Origin of the sequence: Niallia sp. FSL W8-0177, assembly GCF_038006285.1 — a bacterium.
In the GTDB taxonomy this organism is placed as follows: domain Bacteria; phylum Bacillota; class Bacilli; order Bacillales; family Cytobacillaceae; genus Niallia; species Niallia circulans_A.
The window spans coordinates 3,158,565-3,177,552 of record NZ_JBBOUX010000001.1; the positions used below are offsets into that span (position 1 = coordinate 3,158,565).

Sequence of the window (18,988 nt, forward strand, 5' to 3'; positions counted from 1 at the left end):
GAAACAAAAAAAGAAACGCTTTCAAGAAAAAATAAAGAATATCTTTAAAACTGTTCCAAAGCATTTCTACAGACTGCCACTCTTCTTTATCAAACCATCATTACAAGGGAATTTATCTACATAAATCCCCTATATCTAAAATTACCTGTTCTTATGCTCCACGCTGATTTGATCTTGCTCATTTATGGAAATTAAAACGTCTACCATATTAATAAAAAGGCCATTCTCTACTACCCCTACTATATTATTCAAGTCTTGATGTAATTGAGTGGGGTTTTGGATAGTAGGAAAAGAACAATCTATAATATAATTTCCGTTATCTGTTACGAAGAGCTTGCCATCTTTCTGCCGTATCGCTGTTTTGCAGCCAAATTTTCGAATGGCTTTCTCTGTATGTTTATAACCAAAAGGTACGACTTCAATAGGAAGAGGGAATTTCCCCAATGATCGGACTTTCTTGCTTCCATCAGCAACTACAATAAAGGTTTTAGCAGCACTGGCAATTATTTTCTCACGCAATAATGCTCCGCCGCCCCCTTTAATCGCAAAGAAGTTATCATCAATTTCATCCGCTCCATCAATAGCAATGTCTAATTGCTCTACTTCGTTTATATCAATCAGCTGAATTCCACATTCGCTAGCTAATTTTTCTGTAGCCTTTGACGTTGCTACACCTTTTAATTCCACCCCCTTCTTAATCATTTCTCCCATTTTTTTTATCACATAATAGGCAGTAGATCCCGTGCCTAGTCCGACTGTCATCCCATCTTTCACAAATTGAATGACTGCTGCTTCTCCGACTAATACTTTTTCATCCTGTCTTTCCATTCTGTTCACCTACACACTTTTTTTTATTCATCCAAATAGTTATCCTCCTTCTATAATAGATGATAACGCCTTCTCTTTCATCTATTTTCCTTAGAAATTTTCTCCTAAATATACTTTCACTTTATTTTTCACTTGTTCCATTTTATCTGCATTCCTCCTATAGATCGCTTTTGCTGCAATAATCATATTTTCCTTCAAAAAAAGAAGCCATTATATTTTTTGAACTGTCCGATTTCCTTTTTTGTGCCCTTTTAAATGATTTCATTTCCTCCTTAGTTATTCCGCAAAAAAATTCCAATTTACCGAGTCATAGTTCGTTTGTCTTTCATTTGAAACTTTTTCATGCGTTTTTCGTATTTGTTAATAAACAATATAAGGGAGTTATATGATGATTATTATTGTGATTGTAATAGCTATATTCTTGAGTTCCCTAGCTGGAATTATCACGGATCATTTAGAAAAAAGGGCCAAGCTCAACAAAGCAATGCTAAAAGATCAGTTAGAGCTGGAAAGATTAAAACATGAAAATTTCTTATTAGAAACAGAAAAATTGAAATTAGAAGTGGAAAAAATGGAGAAGGAAAACAACTTATTAGAAAAGAAGTAATGGTGAATTCTATTAAAATGAAAACCGGAATACACTTCCCTTTCGGGTGCGTGGATTCCGGCTGAATCAATCCAGTATTCAAGGACATTGACCATATAATTTTTCATTATATAAACAATAACAAACTTACTGCCATCACAGCCATCCCTGCTATCAGGCCGTATATGGATAAGTGGCCTTCGTCGTATTTTTTGGCTGCTGGCAGTAATTCATCTAAAGAAATAAACACCATGATTCCTGCTACTGCTGCAAATATGAGACCGAACATAACATCATTTAGAAATGGCATCAAGATGAGAAAAGCAACTAATGCGCCAACTGGCTCTGCTAATCCTGATAAAAACGAAAGTTTAAATGCCTTTTTTCGATCACCTGTTGCAAAGTAAATGGGTACTGCCACAGCAATCCCCTCTGGTATATTATGTATGGCGATGGCAACAGTAATTGCTACCCCCAGTCCTGGATCTTGTAAAGCTGCCGTAAAGGTTGCAATTCCTTCTGGAAAATTGTGAATAGCAATTGCCAATGCTGTAAAACTTCCCATCTTTAATAAAGAATGATCTGTCCTTTTTAGATTAGATTTATTAATTTCCTCTACTTTCTTTAATTCATGTGGGTTTCCTTGCTCTGGAACAAATTTGTCGATCAAGGCAATAAGGAGAATTCCACCAAAAAAACCCGCCACCGTAAGCCAATTCCCAGTCTGTATCCCCAATGATCCTACTAATGCATCCTTTGCCTTCACAAAAATTTCAATCATCGATACATAAATCATTACTCCTGCTGAAAAACCAAGCATCCAAGAGAGAAACTTTGTGTTTGTGGTGGATGTAAAAAAAGCAAGGACACTTCCTATCCCAGTAGCAAGGCCTGCTAATAATGTTAAACCAAAGGCAATTAATAAATTTTCGGGCATTTAAATCCCCCTTTATCTACTATAATATTTCTGTGTTTTTCATTTATATAAAATTTATTTCTTCATTAAAAAATGTTTCTCTCAGGAAAAATTTTATCTAAATTCCAAATATTCGTCAATCTATACATTATGTATTATAGGTGAATTATCCATATCTCTATGCTAATCTTTTGCTTTTTTTATCCTTCTTCCCTAACCATTAACATCACTTAATACATTATACGCAAAAAGATCACTTTCTTTCCTTCCTTCTTTGTTTTTTCGAAATCAGCTCCATCTTCTAGGTAATAGTCTTATTTTTTATTATTTATCCCTTTAAACACTCTTTTAACTCCCTCAGTAATAATCGTACTTCCTATTAAATCAATAAGGAGATTGCCATTAATCATTTTAATTAAATAATAGGACAAAGTGCCGATTCCCATATCCATCATTAAAAATCTTTTCATTTGTGAAAATTCTAAAACCACAATCATTACTTCTTTTCCTCTATTGTCTTTCATTTTCCACAGCTCCCCTTTGCATTTAACGTATGAAAGCAAGAGATTGTCCGATGTCCCTAATTAATTTATTTAAGACAATAATCTTAATAGCAAAATAAAAGGTCCAAATCAAAAGTGATTTGAACCTTTTATCTATCAGCCTAATTGGCTAATGAAACTGAAATATAAGCTTTCACAGTACTATCGATTATTTTGCTTTTACATAATCTGCAGATTTCACACCAGCCTGACGACCAAAAATAATTATTTCTGCGACAGAATTACCGCCAATTCGATTTTCTCCGTGAAGTCCACCGGTAACTTCCCCTGCTGCAAATAAGCCTGGGATTGGCGCTCCTTCTTTATTAAGGACTTCTGTGTTTGTATTAATTTTTACTCCCCCCATTGTATAATGGATACCTGGGGCAATTTTAATAGCATAGAAAGGAGCTTTGGATAAATCATTGTCTATTCCTGTTGTTCTTCCGAAAGCTTGATCATCCTTATTTTTAACAGCACTATTCCATGTTTCTAGCGTGGCAGTTAACTCGTCAGCAGAAACATTCATCTTTTCCGCTAGAGCCTCGACTGTTTCTCCTTCTAATACAAATCCCATTTTTTTATACTGCTCAATAGCTTTTACACGAGATTTCACCCCAGCATCAAACACTAAAAATGCCGCTTTTTCTGGAAGCTCATTGATTGCCGCAGTAACTTTATCACGCGTGTCTAATTCGTTTGTAAATCTTTTTCCTTCTGCAGAGACCATTATTGCACCTTCTCCACGAACTGCTTCTCCTATTAAATATGATTCATCTTGTTGTACAGTTGGATGGACTTGAATTTGATCTAAATCAACGGTTGTCCCACCTAGTTTTTCAATCATTTTAATTCCGTCACCAGTACTACCAGCTTGGTTTGTTGTCACATAGTCTCCTAAATCACTTCTTACTTCTTTAATCATTTCCATATTGGCGCCGAATCCACCAGTAGTGACAACAACTGCTTTTGCAGCAATTTCTTTTTCATCGGTTTGATTGAATAATACATGGACGCCATTTACATTCCCGTCTTTTACTGTTATTTCTTTCACATCTGCATTAACAAATAATGGTATATCCTTTTCTTGCACATTTTTCAATAATCCATCTACAATGTACTGCCCAACTGCTGAGCCATCTTCAGGACGATGAGTACGTTTTTCGCTCATTCCACCTGTGATCGTTAAATTATTTAACCGGATACCAATGGAATCTAGCCAATCAATAGCACTTGCAGAATGATCAACAAAGAAACGTAACATTTCTTTATTATTTGTTCCATGACCACCCTTTAATGTCTCTTCATAAAAATTATCATTACTATCCTTAATGCCTTGTTCTTTCTGAAATTTAGTTTCTGAAGCATTCATTCCAGAAGAAGCCTTTGTTGTATTACCTCCTGCAACCGGCATTTTTTCAAGGATAACTGGATTTAATCCCTTGGCCTTTGCTTCTAACGCAGCTGTCATTCCAGCTCCGCCAGCGCCAACAATAATAATATCATAGCTGTCTTTAAGTTCTTCATATGGCGTATAACTAGTTTTGGACGCTCCTGATACTGTTTCTGCCCCCTTATCTTTTTTTTCTTGCTTTTGCGTGTTACTTGCTTTGTCGTTTCCACAACCAGCAAGGACAAGCACTAGGGAAAAAACTAAGATAAGCATAGATGTTATTCTTTTTTTCATCTTTTTACCTCCATACAGCACCTATTCTATTCATTGCTCAGGTGCCTTCATCTACCAAAGTATAGCACCAAAAACATAGTTTGTGCATAAGTTCACAAAAAAGTTAGAATTTCATTTACCTGTCACAATGGAAAATCTAAAAAGGCTGCCAATACTCTTATAAGGAGTATATCGACAGCCTATTTCCCTCTTTTTTATCGTTTTATTAATACAGATAATTCTCCTGTAAATACTTCCTCTTCTTTATCATTAAACGTCTTAAGCAATACAGTAAGAATACCGGTAGCACTTTTATTGGCTTTTTTTTCAAGAACTTTTACAATCGTATACAACTTATCACCTGGATATACAGGTTTAATAAATTGTACGTTATTCATCCCTGTTCCGGCAATAACATCCTCACCATATTTCTCCTCTTCGACCCATAGTTTAAAGGAAATAGCTAAAGTATGAATCCCTGAAGCAATTATGCCATTGAATCTTCCTTCTTTCGCTTTCGTTTCATTTACATGCAAATACTGCGGATCAAATTCTTCTGCAAACTTTATAATCTCTTCTTTCGTTAATGAAAGCGTCTTCGTTTGAAAAGTTTGTCCGATTGTAAATTCATCTAATTTCATCGTTACTTCCCTCTTCTTCTTGTAAATAATGTTTTTTCTCTAAAACAATGTAACTGGGTTCACAATTAATGATTACACTAATCTTTCATTTCCGCAAATCAAATTTATGAGGCTTAAGAGAGGGGCTTACCCTCTGATATAAAGTATTGTTACGTTATTGATACAAATACTATGTAGCGCATGAAAAAGTAATGGGAGTGGAGATCACCTGCAGACTGAATACACTTCACTTTCTAGGGCAAGCGGTGAGTTAATGCAATGGATTCGGTCCGCCAGTTTCTCTATTCCCATCTTTTGCAAAGTTCAAAACAAATAACTTTTCATTTTTTCCTTAAAGCAAGCTTTCTTCTAGTACCTTCATTTGATAAAAATAACCTTGCTTATCCATTAAATCCTTGTAAGAACCGCACTCGATAATTTCGCCATGATCCATTACAATAATTTGATCCATGGACTCTAAGCCATTTAAACGATGACTGACAATAATAAATGTATCCTGATCAGCATCTTTAAAAATTTCTTTGTAAATAGTTTGTTCTGTCTGTGCATCAAGTGATGAGGTTGGCTCATCTAATAACCATAGATGTCCTTTTTTCAAAAATGCTCTGGCAATAGCTAAGCGTTGTTTTTCTCCGCCTGAAAGATTTTCTCCTTTTTCTAATACGCGATGATCTAGGGAAAAATGTTCTAGCTGCACCTTTGCTAATACTGCTTCCATTTGTGTGTCACTAAGTTCTGATGCAGCTAATTGAAGATTTTCACGAATCGTACCATAAAAGTAATAATTCTCCTGCAAGACAACTTTTGTTTGTTCCCATATAGCCTCACCAGATACAGATGTTATATCTGCTTCTCCCCAATAAATATTTCCGGCATCTACTTCTTGCAGCTTTAAGATCAGCTGAAGGACAGTCGATTTTCCAGAACCACTGGCACCAACAATTGCCGTCTTTGACCTAGCTGGTATCGTAAAGGATATGTTAGGAATCGTGCTGCGCCAATCCCCCATGTAAGTGAATTGCACATCTTTAAACTCTAATGATGGCGGAAGGCTAGATAACTTATTAATAGCAGAATCACTATGATTCTTTTTATAACTAGGATCTTCTACCACTTCATATAAGCGACTTGATGCATCTCTACTTTCTTGCATATAAATTGGAAATACAGCCATTGGAGCTGCAGACTCAAAGACAGTTAAAGAAATCATAACAAGCATTGCTAAAAATATCCCCTCAAGCATGCCATTCGCAACTAAATAGGCTCCAACTCCTATGACAGTCCAACTTGTAACCAACGTGATAAAACCATTAAATGATTGACTCGATACTTTATTTAAATTTTCTCGTTTTTGTTCATTGATATACGATTCAGAACGATTTAATAGCTGTTGTTGTTTATATGGTAATTGATGAAACAGCTTTAATTCGCGAAACCCATACATCACCTCTGTAATATGGGTGGATAAATCACCTCGCGCATGCCTAACTTTCCCTTTAATATTAACCTGCTTTAAGGAAAATAGTGCCGGAATGATAATTGTCGTCAAGAAAAAACCAAGTAAGAGAATCAGCGCAATGGTGATGGAATAAAAACTAGTAAATAAGATCGTGCTGACAAAAACAAGTAAGAGCACAAGCGGTGGGTAAAACACCCTTAAAAAGAAATTTTGCAAGCTTTCTACATCTCCAACTACACGCGCAAGTAAATCCCCGCTTCTATATTTATGAAATATTTGCGGAATAAGCGGCGTCAATTTTTCAAAGAAAGCCACTCGCAAATTACTTAAAATCGTAAAAGTTGCTCGATGTGATGAAAGACGTTCTCCATATTTTGCTCCTGCTTTAACAAGACCAAGTAACTTAACAGTTGAAGTTAATATAATTAAAGTATAGAAGGGAGGAATTAATGCCGACTTAGATATAAGATAACCACTTGCAGCAAATAAGCCGACACTGCTAATTCCAGCAATAAAACCACATACTACCGCTATAATAATGTCTTTTTTCTCTATTAACATTAATCTCATTATTTTCTGCAGCGCACTCATTATTGTGCCCTCCCTTTTTGAATCATTACTATCTCCTTATATGCAGGTGAAATTTCTAATAATGATTCATGTGTCCCAACAGCTTGGAGTCTCCCATTTTCTAAAAAAAGAATTTGGTCAGCATTTTTTATCGTATGCAAACGATGGGCAACGGTAATCACCGTAGCTGTCTCCTTTAATTTTTGAATTGACTGCTGTAAGATTTTTTCAGTAGCTAAGTCAAGTCCACGCGTTGGTTCATCCAACAATACAATATGAGGCTTTTTCAGAAAAGCACGTGCTATCGAAACTCTTTGTTTTTCACCGCTAGAAAGCCCTCTGCCAGCTTCACCAATTCGAGTATCAAAGCCATGTTCTAATGAATTAACTAGTGGTGCAATTCCCGCTAATTGTGCTGCCGTTTCAATTGCCTGCATCCCAACTTCCTCTGTCGTTCCCATCGCAATATTCTCGCCAATCGTTCCTGAAAAAATATAAGGAGTTTGCGATATATAAGAAATCCTTTCTAACCAAGCAGCTTCTGTATATTTAGTGAGTGCTTCATGATTAATATAAATCGTCCCTTTTTCAGGAGTAATCATACCTGCTAATAAGTGAAGCAAGGTTGTCTTGCCAGCACCACTTGCGCCTACAATGGCAATTTGCTGCTTAGGTAAAAAAGTTGCTGTTATCGACTGTAGTCGGAAGTTAGTATTCGTATAAGCAAAATCAACTTGATGAAGCTGAATGGTTGGCGGTACTTTCCACTTAGGAAAGGTTTGCTTTCCCCATAAAGTGGGTTCATCTTCCTCTTCAAACACTTCTAATACCTTTTTTGCCGCTCCCATGCTGCTTCTGCCATTATGAAACGTTACACCCACTTCTTTTAAGGAAGTATAAAATTCTGGAACCAATATTAATATCAAAAAAGCCGTAAAAAAGGAAATACTTTCATAAATAATTAATTGAATAGCAAGTTCTAAAGCCACAATTCCAATACTTAGCATAGATATTAGTTCAAGTGCAAAGGATTGTGTAAAAGCAATCTTCAATATTTCTAGTGTTGTATCGCGAAAGCTCAAACTACTTTTTTCTAATTCGCCTTTTTGCCGATTTGTTTGAGCAAATAGTTTTAACGTCACTAGCCCTTGTAAAGTTTCTAAAAATTTACCAGAAAAAGAAGCTAGTTTTTCCAGCTTCTCCTCCGATTTTTTTTGGGTTTTGATTCCAATTACGATCATATAAATCGGAATAAACGGGGCAGAAACAATTAAAATAATCCCTGAATTCACATGCTGAGTAAGAATAACAAGCAGCATTAAAATTGGCACAAAGGTACTCTGCATAACCTGGGGGATAAACTGGCTATAAAAACTATCCATCTCATCCACACCGTCAAGAAGCATGCTTACCTTTTCGCCTGTCTGTCCTTTTTCATTCAGCTGGACAGAATTAGCAACATATTTTTTTAATAAATTCTTTCGTGTTTCCCCTTTTACCTTGCTCGCAATCGAAACACCAATTCGTTTACTTATATAATCGGTACTTGACCTTACAAATAGGATAATAAGCAGCAGCAGCAACCACGGTATAATCGCTGAAAACGACTGTTCTTTTAGGAAAACACCGTCTACAATGGACGTCATCACATATGCCTGGGCAACAATCGCAAATCCTAGTATTAAGGTTAGTCCAAATAAACAATAAATCTTTTTCTTATGCATCCAAACTGTTTTCTTTATATTTTGCATAATGATTCCGCCTTCTTATTTTTTTCCTTTGGCATAATCTGCATCGAATAAAAACAGGCGCATCAATAATATTAGGGACGGAATTAACAGTAAAAGTCCTCCAATGAAGGCAATGATAAGCGCCATTGCCATGGATGGATTTGTGGCACTATCCTCAATATTGATGTATGGATAGAGCAAATAAGGATATTTAGCCATTCCGTATCCGAAAAAGGCAAAGAGAAACTGCAGCATAATGGCAATAAAAGCAATCCCATAATTCCTGCCTATATATAATAGACCGATCCCAATAATAAAAAAGCCCATTGATAAGCCAAATACCCACCATAAATCCAGCATATTTTCGTAGTTAACTTGGTTTCTCTGGCTTAAAGCAATCATTGTTGTCAACGCCATAATAATGGTTGGCGTTGCCCAAAATAATGCCCATTTACGTACTAACTGAAGTGCAGCTAGATCTTTTGCCCTTGAGGCATAATAAGTAATAAAGCTTGCACTAATAAATAGAACAGATACAATCGCTAGCGCAACAATACTCCAAGCTAGCGGACTAGTAAATAATTCGAAATACTTTAACGAAACTTGGCCATTATGTTCAGAAATATATCCTCCTTCTGATATCGTTAAAGCGACTGATAATGATGCTGGGATAAATAGTCCTGTCGCTCCATATAGAAACATATAAACATTACTTTGTTTAGAACCGTAATTTTCAAAAGCATAAAAGGAACCGCGAATAGCTAGCAAAACGATTGCAAAACTTGCAGGTACCAGCAATGCGGAGCCATAATAATAGGCTGAAGAAGGAAAGAAACCAACAATACCTACAAAAAAGAAAACTAAAAACACATTCGTTACTTCCCATACTGGTGATAGGTAACGTGAAATGATTTGATTAATGATATGGTCTTGCTTTGTAATCTTTGCATAATAAGCAAAAAATCCTGCGCCAAAGTCAATCGATGCTACAATTAGATAGCCATACAGAAATAACCATAGTACCGTAATCCCGATTACCTCATAACTCATTTTTCAATCCCCTCTTTCCATTCAGGGTAGTTCTTTTCTAACTCCAGTTCTGCTGGATTGTCTTTAAATAATTTTCGTAAGGTGATCGTAAATAGAGTGCCAAGGACTATATACAGTGCTAGAAATAGAAAAAACATCTGCAAAATATAAGGAGATGATGTAGCTGCCTCATCCACAGTCATATATCCTCTTACTATCCATGGCTGTCTTCCCAATTCTGCAAAAACCCACCCAAGTTCTACAGCTAACATGGCAAGCGGCCCACTTATAGCGATTAACCATAGCATTAATCTATTATGCTGGTTCCAGCGTTTAAACCTAGCTAATACAATATATAAGAACGAGATTCCTAAAAGGAAGAATCCAATAGATACCATCGAATCAAATAAATAGTGGATGACCAATGGCGGTCTTTCTCCTTCTGGGGTAGCTTCTAACCCTGTTACTTCGCTCGTAAAATCGCCATGTGCTAAAAAGCTTAAAAAGCCAGGTACTCGAATCGCTCCAACGACCTCATTCTCATCATTCAACCATCCAAATAGAAGGAGATCTGCATTCTCTTCTGATTCAAATAGCCATTCTGCTGCAGCTAGCTTTTCTGTCTGATGTTTGGCTAAATATTTGGCCGATACATCCCCTGCTAATGCAGTAATTACGGAAAAGATAAACATAGCGATAACCGTCATCTTTAGTGCTTTTTTATGATATTCTCGTGCACCTTTGTTTCGCAATAACGCAATAGCAGCAATCGTTGCTAGTATAGCTGCTACAGTCAAATAGGAACCTCCTAAGACGTGAAAAATTCTAGTCGGTGATGATGGGTTTAACATCGCTTTTAACGGATTAACCGCAACAAATTCTCCATCGACCATAGTAAATCCATTAGGCGAGTTCATAAAAGAATTTACTGTCGTTATAAAAACCGCAGACATCCCTGCACCAATTACAACTGGTAATGTTAATAGCCAGTGCGTATATTTCCCTTTAAAGCGATCCCATGTATATAAATAAATTCCTAAGAAAATCGCTTCAAAGAAAAATGCAAATACTTCCATAAATAGTGGCAGTGCTATGACATTACCTGCAAGCTGCATAAAGTTTGGCCATACTAAAGATAGCTGTAGAGCAATGGCTGTTCCCGTTACTACTCCAATCGCAACCGTTATCACAAATCCCCTAGACCATCTTTTGGCTAGCAATTCATAATGCTTATCCTTCTTTCTAATACCAATAAATTCAGCTATAGAAATAAACAATGGTACTCCAACCCCTAATGTAGCAAAGATAATGTGAAAGATAAGGGTCATTGCTGTAATCATCCTGCTAATGGTGACTGTATCAAACTCCATGTTTCTCCCTCCTGTTTTCCTTAGTGAAATATTGAGCAAGTTTAAGCTATATATTAATATTTTGGATTTTAATCATGGATACTATCTATACTTCTTTATTAATACCCTAATTATTAAGTACTTATGTACTTATCCAAAATATACGAATACTGATATTAACACTATGATTATAATGTTAATATAAGGAGGTGGAAGTAATATGTGTACACTTTTAGAAGGATTTTTTTTCCATCTTCACAGTGGCGTTTTTTACATAAAAAAGAACCAACTCCATTTTAGAATTGGTTCTTGCTGGCTTATTTATTTTTTCTACTTAAGATGATTAGCAAAATTAAATCTACTTGAACATTCAGCAGACAGTACATTTTTAAACTGCTTCATTTCCATGAACTTTTTCATCCGGAATCAATAACAGACCTAATTCGTGGTGATCGCCCTCAAATAGAGCCCTTTGTACAAAACGAATTTCGCCATGACTATCAAAGACCTCCAATTTACAATGGGCAGAATTCTTCTGTAAAGCTTTATACAATTGAATTTTATCTTGAACGGGAATACTATTTACTTTCGAAATCATTTCTCCAATTCTAAGTCCCATTTTATCAGCAGGCGAATCTGGTACAATTCCTAAAATTACTACCCCATTATTTTTTCTAGAAAAATAAAAGGATCTGTTTTTTTCTTTATTTCTCTGTTTTGAGGTAATCCATTCACGACCGATAATTGCTACAAACACTAGACCAAGTGATGCAAGCGGGTATAAATAAGTTGCCGCTCCACCTACTATGACAAAAGAACCAAGGATAATTAGATTTCGCCCCACATTTCTAATAGCAACAATAGGATGCTCTCCTTGCACTTCTAGCTTTGCGCCAATCAAGAATGGAACGAAAATTAAAGAATAGGTTTGATTGGCAATAGTAAACATAGGCCACCATTCAAATGGAATTGTCAGTACGCCTGAAGGGATAAATAAAAACACCGGCATGAGCCATGCTCTTTCAAGTAAATGAACACCTATAACTTGGCCTCGTTTACTTTTCTTTAATCGCGGGGAAGTCCCTTTTACTCCGTTTCCACGAACAAATATTCCCTCGGAAATAATCAATAATCCTAATAAGATAATTGCCGTTGGAAAAATATACTCAGAAGGCTGAAGATTGCTTTTAGAAAACAAGAAATAATCCAAGCCAAGAAAAACAGACACACTACTTGCTATAATGCCTAGACCAGCCGTGTAAACAGGTGATAATATTCTTGTTTTTCCAATTAAAGCAAATATTATGGTGAAAATTCCTGTGAAAATAATAAATTCCATTGGAATTACTAAAACAAGACCAATTGAAAGAATAGAAACACATAGCCCTACAAGTATCCCTCGTGGAAGTAATTGTCTCAGTTCAAAATAAGCATCCTGTGCTCTTACTGTGAAATTTCTTCTTTCTTTTTTCACTCTAGAAACCCCTAAAAAAGCGGCAAATAGAAATGATAAATAAAAAACAGGATGCAAAAATAATTTACCAAATCCTTTTAATAGTTCAAGCAGCCAATCTTGCCACATAAAAACTTCCTCCATCCTTACAATAAGCTTTCAATCTATTCATTCCTCAAAATAAAGGAATTTAATCTTTTTGATAGTATAAATCTATTATATTCTACTCATATGGTAATAGAAAGACTATGTGGAAGAAATATCTATCTTTTTATCTGCTTTTCTAATTATATACTAGTTTTTTATACTAAAAAAGCTAACAACCCATTACAGTCGTTAGCTTTTATTCATTAGTGTTTAGTTTCTTGCCATGGAAGCTTTCACTTTAGCTACAACATTTTCCACCGAAAATCCATACTCTTGGAAAAGTTTATCCGCCGGAGCTGAAGCACCAAAATGATCAATGGTGATACATTCTCCTTTTGCTCCGACATATTCTCTCCAGCCAAGTGATGCACCAGCCTCGATAGCAACACGTGCTTGAACGCTTTCCGGCAGTATACTTTCTTTATATTCAGGAGATTGCTTTTCAAAAAGATCCCAGCTTGGCATACTTACCACATTTACAGAAATTCCTTCTTCTGCTAAAGCTGCTTGTGCATTGATTGCAAGGGATACTTCTGATCCTGTTGCCAGAATTAATGCCTGCGCTTTTCCTTGAGCTGGGGAAACAATGTATGCACCTTTTTTCACCCCTTCGTAGGCTTCTCCCTTCGTTAAGTCGAGAGTCGGCAGGTTCTGACGTGTCAATACTAGTGCTGTTGGTGTATCTGTACTTTCTAATGCCAGTTGCCATGCTGCTGCTGTTTCTTTGGCATCTGCTGGACGAATAATCGATAATCCTGGCATAGCGCGGAGGGAAGCCAATTGTTCAATTGGCTCATGTGTTGGACCATCTTCTCCGACAGCAATACTATCATGTGTGAATACATATGTTACTGGTAGTTTCATTAATGCTGCTAAGCGGATTGCTGGGCGTAAATAATCAGAGAATACGAAGAATGTTGCGCCAAATACTTTTACACCACCATGTAGTGCTAATCCGTTTAATGCAGCACCCATTGCAAATTCACGTACACCAAACCAGATATTTCTACCAGCATATCCATCGATAGCAAAGTTCTTTTCAGCAGTCATTAACGTCTTATTGGATCCTGCTAAATCAGCTGAGCCACCAAATAAAAATGGAAGTTCTTTCGCTGCTGCTTGAATCGTTTTCCCAGAAGATTCTCTTGTTGCCATCGATTCCCCTGCAGTAAATTCAGGTAGCTTTGCTTGCAAATCAGCTGGTAATTTCCCCTTGATTGCTGATTCTAATTGAGCAGCTAATTCCGGATAGGCTGCTTTATAATTTTCATAAAGTTCATTCCATGCTTTCTCTTTATCTGCGCCTGCTTGTGCTAATGCCGCATAATGCTCCGATACTTCTGCTGGAATATAGAATGCTTCTTCATATGCCCACCCATACGTTTGTTTTGCTAATTGTGTTTCAGAAGCTCCAAGCGGTGCACCATGTGATGCAGATTTTCCGCCTTTATTTGGAGAACCATATCCAATTACGGTTTTCACTTCAATGAGAGAAGGAATATCTGATTGTTTCGCCTTTATAATAGCCTTATGAATTTCTTCTATATTATTCCCATCTTCCACACGAATAACTTCCCATCCATATGCTTCAAAACGTTTTTGAACACTTTCAGAGAACGAAAGATGCAAATCACCATCTAACGAGATATCATTGGAATCATATAATACTACTAATCTACCTAATTTTAAATGGCCTGCAAGAGATGCTGCTTCTGCCGATACTCCTTCCATTAAATCGCCATCACCGCAGATGCTGTACGTATAGTGATCTACTACTGGATAATTTTCTTTATTATAAGTTTCTGCCAAGTGTCTTTCTGCCATTGCCATTCCTACTGCCATCGCGATTCCTTGTCCCAATGGGCCAGTAGTTGCTTCCACACCTGGAGTATGGCCGAACTCTGGATGACCTGGCGTTTTACTTCCCCATTGACGAAAATTTTCCAAATCATCAACCGTTACATCATATTGAAATAAATGCAACAAGCTATAAAGAAGCATGGAACCATGTCCTGCTGATAAGACAAACCGATCACGGTTAAACCAATTAGGATTAGCCGGATTATGATTCATTTCCTTTGCCCATAATGTGTATGCCATTGGTGCTGCCCCCATTGGCATTCCTGGGTGACCAGAATTTGACTTTTCAATAGCATCAATGGATAATGTTCGAATTGTATTAACTGCTAGTTTTTCTACATTTGCAACAACTGTATTAGTCATACTATCATTCCTTCGTAATTTTTATTTAAATAAAGAACTCCCTCTTTTTTAACTGCTATTTCTCCTGTTGGACTATCATTTTTTATCCATAATGAAATGATTTCCGCTATTTCGTTTGCTAAAATTCGGTCAATTGTTGTTGGATTGGTTCCCATGCACAGAGCTTCATCAATTTCCGTGTATTTCCAATCCACATTTAAAGAGCGAATCAGGTTCTTCTCTACACTTGCTTTGTTTAAATGACTATAAACTAGTACAGAAGAAGTTTGAAGAGAATTAAAACTATTATCGATTTTATTGCATAAAAGCTCTACTTCTTCTAATTCATCCGTATTTGCTAAAAAATGACCATCTACCGCCATGGAAATATCTTGGAGCATATGATTCGATGGGAACCCGTTTATAGCAAAACCAAACAATCTTGGTTTATCATATTTTAGCGAATGAATGGTATCTTTTACCTTCAGAACCATTTGCGTGATACTATTAATTGCGGTGTCATAGCCTAAAGACCAATCTGAACCTTTGATATTATTATAAATAGAGACAGGAACATATAAGGAATGGATCGTTTCGCTCGCTGCAAATGTCTGCGTCCATCGTTCTTTTGCCTGTTCATCGCCAATAAAAATTATACTGTCCATCGGAGAACAGATTTCTTCCCATCTGATATTGTCTACTAATGGTGATGGCTTCAATACAGAATCACTTAAATAGGGAGAATCATTATTCACAATAAATTCAAGATAGTCCGCTTTCCCTGTTTCTTTATTCACTTCAATCCCAAATAATTGATGAGTTGGAGTCCATTCATTAAACATTTTATGAATAATCTGCTTTACCCCTGCAGGCAGTAGCCCTGCAATAATGATGCCTATCTTCAAAATGGATGCCCCCTGTTTACCGTTATTTATTTAGTCTTATAGATTTCTATTGATTAGCTGTTTTCCATCCTTTTATCTTTATAAGCTTTATCGATCTATCAACATAGGTATTTCTCTAATTCCCCAATAGCTCCGACTCTTCTTTCATGTCTTCCACCTAAAAATTCCGCCTGAAGCCATGTTTCTACTATTAGCAAGGCCAAACCTTCTCCTGTCACTCTCTCTCCTAAACATAGGACATTACTATTATTATGTTCCCTAGTAGCTTTCGCGGAAAAAACATCTCCAACTACAGCTGCTCGTATACCATTTATTTTATTTGCCGCAATACTCATTCCGATACCAGTTCCACAACAAAGAATTCCTAAATCATTTTGCCCTCTAACAATCGATTCTCCCACTTTTTTGGCATAGTCTGGGAAATCTACACTTCCTCGACTGTGACAACCAAAATCTTCTACTTCTACTTCTTGTTCTAATAAATACTTCTTCACTGCTTCCTTGAGCAAAAATCCACCATGATCACATGCAATAGCTAACTTCATGCTCCTCATCCTTTCTATTAGTCAACTCTATTAATCGGATTCAGAATGGGAAAAGACGTATTATTTCCATCCAGGAAGAACCAAATAATAGAATCATGAAACAATCAACTCTCATGCCCATTACATTCTGTTAGTTCCTTTTGGCATGTTCATTTTATCACATAAATCCTAGTTGACTGTATACGTTTTCATCCTCAATATTGTTTTACCTTTTGTGCCATCTAGTGATGGAAGATAATTTATAATAAAGTAAACAGATAAAAATACCCCACTTTTATGATGGAAGAGGAGTATTTTTTATCTGACAGCTGCTTAAGATTCAATTAAAACTTTTATCTCATCACCAGCCATTACTTTTTCAAAACCATTGCGCCATTCAGCAAGTGATACGATCTTTGTAATCATTTTATCTGTATCGATTTTTCCATCTTCAAGTAATTTCAGGGCAATATCCCAAGAACTAGGTTTTTGAGAACGACAGCCGATATAGTTAATTTCGCGTTGAATAATGGACTCTTGATCGATTTCATTTGCTTTCTTTGCAAATAATCCTACTTGAACGAATGTTCCTTTTTTCTTTGTTAGTGCAAGACCTTGGTTTACAGCTGGAACTGCTCCCGAACAATCAAATACTTTATCTGCACCATAGCCATCCGTATATTGGTAAACCATTTTGCTCAAATCTTCTTGTAAAAGATCAACGACAACATCTATTCCTAATTCCTTTGCAAGATCTAATCGCTTTCTATCTTTTGTAATGCCAGCCAATATAACGAAGGCGCCTTGTGCTTTTACTACTTGACTTAATAACAATCCAATGGGACCAGGACCAAATACTAAAACAGTATCGGTTTCTGCAATCGTTGTTTTTTCTAACGCGGCATGAACACAACAAGCTAATGGTTCTGTTAAAGCAGCTGCTTCTAAACTAACCTTTTCGTTTAAAACATGAACGCTCTCTTCCCTAGCAATCACATATTCTGCCATACTACCATTTACTTGTGTACCAAGACCTGTTCGATTTGGACAAAGATTATAGTCCTTTTCTTGACAATAGATACATTCTCCGCACGTTGTAAAGGTCGTTTCACTTGTTACTCGATCTCCGACTTTTACTCTTGTAACATCTTTGCCAACCTCCACTACTACACCAGAAAACTCATGTCCTAAGACAACAGGAGTATTTTTGCTATTGTATTCCCCTTTAAAGGTGTGAATATCAGATCCACAAATCCCTGTGTATGCAACTTTTATTTTTACTTTATCGTCATATGCAGAAGGCTCATCGATTTCGATTAGCTCCATTTCATCATAGCCGGATTTTAATTTTGTTACAGCTTTCATTTAATTCTCACTCCCATTTGGTAAAATTAACACTTTTCCATAGTTCTCTTCACGATTAATAATTAGATTAAAAGCCGCTTGAGTATCTTCTAAAGGAAATCGATGAGAAATTAAATCTTTCAACTTAATTTGTCCCTTTTGTAAAAAGGTAATGCTTTTTGTCCATTCTTCACCAGGGAAAGGAGCTGAATAGGAATTCCAAAATCCCTTTAAGGTTAACTCTCTTCTAAAAATATTTTCAAATGCTTTTTGTGATAAAGTTACATCAGAATATGCAATGCCTAAATATCCGATCTTTCCCTTCTTACGTGTAATCAATAAACATTGTTCTTGTGTAATTTTTGAACCTGCACATTCTAAAGCTATATCTACACCCAGGCCATTGGTATATTCATCTATTTTTTGATATAAGTCTTCTTTTTTTGCATTAATAGTTTTTTCACAGCCAAATGCTCTTGCTTCTGCTAACTTTTCATCGGAAATATCAATAGCTATTATTTCTTTAACCCCGGCTATTTTTAACCACTGAATAACGAGCATACCAATTGTTCCTGCACCAAAGACTGCGACTACATCACCTAAATGCGGCTTAATATTTAATACTCCATGTAAAGCAACTGCCAGTGGTTCAATCATTGCTGCCTCTTCAAAATCCATTTCGCCAATTGATAAAATATTCGTAGCAGGAACATTACAATACTCTGCAAATCCTCCATAAGATTGGGATCCTATCATTCCATGATTTTCACACAATGAAAATTGTCCCTTTAGACAATATTCACATTCGTTACAAGGTATAAAAGGAATGACAACAACTCTTTCACCAACTTTTACATTTGTAACCTTAGATCCAATTTCAGTAACAATTCCGGAAAATTCATGCCCCATTATTGCTGGTAATGGATATTTCCAAACACTTGTCATTTTATGTGTATCAGATCCGCAGATACCAGCCGCCATTACTTTGACCTTAACTTCTGTGGCTTTACATGATTCTAGCTCTATATCTTCATAAATAATTTTGTTTTCAGCGTGGAGAACTGCTGCTTTCATCGTTTAAACCTCCATTTCTTATT

Annotated in this window: 16 protein-coding genes; 1 reads left to right on the forward strand and 15 read right to left on the reverse strand. The window is 36.3% G+C overall.

Annotated elements, in window-relative coordinates; genetic code table 11:
• Positions 1 to 141 precede the first annotated feature (141 nt).
• Positions 142 to 828, reverse strand: coding sequence for a ribose-5-phosphate isomerase RpiA (gene rpiA / locus NST77_RS15615; protein ID WP_163187446.1), 687 nt, complete (start codon positions 826 to 828; stop codon positions 142 to 144).
• A gap of 388 nt (positions 829 to 1,216) precedes the next feature.
• On the opposite strand from rpiA, the gene NST77_RS15620 reads away from it, so the two are divergent.
• On the forward strand, positions 1,217 to 1,435 hold the full coding sequence (locus NST77_RS15620) for a hypothetical protein (RefSeq protein ID WP_095330335.1): 219 nt from the start codon (positions 1,217 to 1,219) through the stop codon (positions 1,433 to 1,435).
• A 106-nt stretch (positions 1,436 to 1,541) separates the two neighbouring features.
• On the opposite strand, the gene zupT is transcribed toward NST77_RS15620, so the two are convergent.
• The 14 genes from zupT to NST77_RS15690 all read right to left on the reverse strand — a co-directional run bounded on the left by zupT (position 1,542) and on the right by NST77_RS15690 (position 18,965).
• Positions 1,542 to 2,351 (reverse strand): zinc transporter ZupT, encoded by an 810-nt coding sequence (gene zupT / locus NST77_RS15625; protein ID WP_095330334.1) that lies wholly within the window; start codon positions 2,349 to 2,351, stop codon positions 1,542 to 1,544.
• A 293-nt stretch (positions 2,352 to 2,644) separates the two neighbouring features.
• Positions 2,645 to 2,854 carry a hypothetical protein gene (locus NST77_RS15630; RefSeq protein ID WP_123258214.1) on the reverse strand — a complete coding sequence of 70 codons (210 nt, stop codon included), beginning with the start codon at positions 2,852 to 2,854 and terminating at the stop codon, positions 2,645 to 2,647.
• 187 nt (positions 2,855 to 3,041) lie between these two features.
• Positions 3,042 to 4,559 (reverse strand): flavocytochrome c, encoded by a 1,518-nt coding sequence (locus NST77_RS15635; protein ID WP_095330332.1) that lies wholly within the window; start codon positions 4,557 to 4,559, stop codon positions 3,042 to 3,044.
• Between the two features lie 194 nt (positions 4,560 to 4,753).
• Entirely contained in the window at positions 4,754 to 5,179 is a 426-nt protein-coding gene (locus NST77_RS15640) for a MaoC family dehydratase (RefSeq protein WP_095330331.1), read from the reverse strand.
• A gap of 331 nt (positions 5,180 to 5,510) precedes the next feature.
• Entirely contained in the window at positions 5,511 to 7,229 is a 1,719-nt protein-coding gene (gene cydC / locus NST77_RS15645; protein WP_123258215.1) for a thiol reductant ABC exporter subunit CydC, read from the reverse strand.
• Positions 7,229 to 8,959 (reverse strand): thiol reductant ABC exporter subunit CydD, encoded by a 1,731-nt coding sequence (gene cydD, locus NST77_RS15650; RefSeq protein ID WP_341123173.1) that lies wholly within the window; start codon positions 8,957 to 8,959, stop codon positions 7,229 to 7,231. Before cydD ends, cydC begins: the two co-directional genes overlap by 1 nt.
• 15 nt (positions 8,960 to 8,974) lie before the next feature.
• Positions 8,975 to 9,988, reverse strand: a complete 1,014-nt coding sequence (locus NST77_RS15655; protein WP_123258217.1) for a cytochrome d ubiquinol oxidase subunit II — start codon at positions 9,986 to 9,988, stop codon at positions 8,975 to 8,977.
• Positions 9,985 to 11,337 (reverse strand): cytochrome ubiquinol oxidase subunit I, encoded by a 1,353-nt coding sequence (locus NST77_RS15660; protein WP_095330327.1) that lies wholly within the window; start codon positions 11,335 to 11,337, stop codon positions 9,985 to 9,987. Before NST77_RS15660 ends, NST77_RS15655 begins: the two co-directional genes overlap by 4 nt.
• Before the next feature lie 367 nt (positions 11,338 to 11,704).
• Positions 11,705 to 12,898 (reverse strand): PDZ domain-containing protein, encoded by a 1,194-nt coding sequence (locus tag NST77_RS15665; RefSeq protein ID WP_341123175.1) that lies wholly within the window; start codon positions 12,896 to 12,898, stop codon positions 11,705 to 11,707.
• 228 nt (positions 12,899 to 13,126) lie between these two features.
• Positions 13,127 to 15,139 carry a transketolase gene (gene tkt, locus NST77_RS15670; protein WP_171509927.1) on the reverse strand — a complete coding sequence of 671 codons (2,013 nt, stop codon included), beginning with the start codon at positions 15,137 to 15,139 and terminating at the stop codon, positions 13,127 to 13,129.
• Entirely contained in the window at positions 15,136 to 16,023 is an 888-nt protein-coding gene (locus tag NST77_RS15675) for a 6-phosphofructokinase (protein WP_123258219.1), read from the reverse strand. Before NST77_RS15675 ends, tkt begins: the two co-directional genes overlap by 4 nt.
• 98 nt (positions 16,024 to 16,121) lie before the next feature.
• Positions 16,122 to 16,568, reverse strand: coding sequence for a ribose 5-phosphate isomerase B (gene rpiB, locus NST77_RS15680; protein ID WP_123258220.1), 447 nt, complete (start codon positions 16,566 to 16,568; stop codon positions 16,122 to 16,124).
• Positions 16,569 to 16,880: 312 nt separating this feature from the next.
• Complete coding sequence (locus NST77_RS15685) at positions 16,881 to 17,912, reverse strand: zinc-binding dehydrogenase (protein WP_095330322.1); 1,032 nt, start codon at positions 17,910 to 17,912, stop codon at positions 16,881 to 16,883.
• Complete coding sequence (locus NST77_RS15690; protein WP_123258221.1) at positions 17,913 to 18,965, reverse strand: galactitol-1-phosphate 5-dehydrogenase; 1,053 nt, start codon at positions 18,963 to 18,965, stop codon at positions 17,913 to 17,915. It abuts the gene before it with no gap.
• Positions 18,966 to 18,988 lie beyond the last annotated feature (23 nt).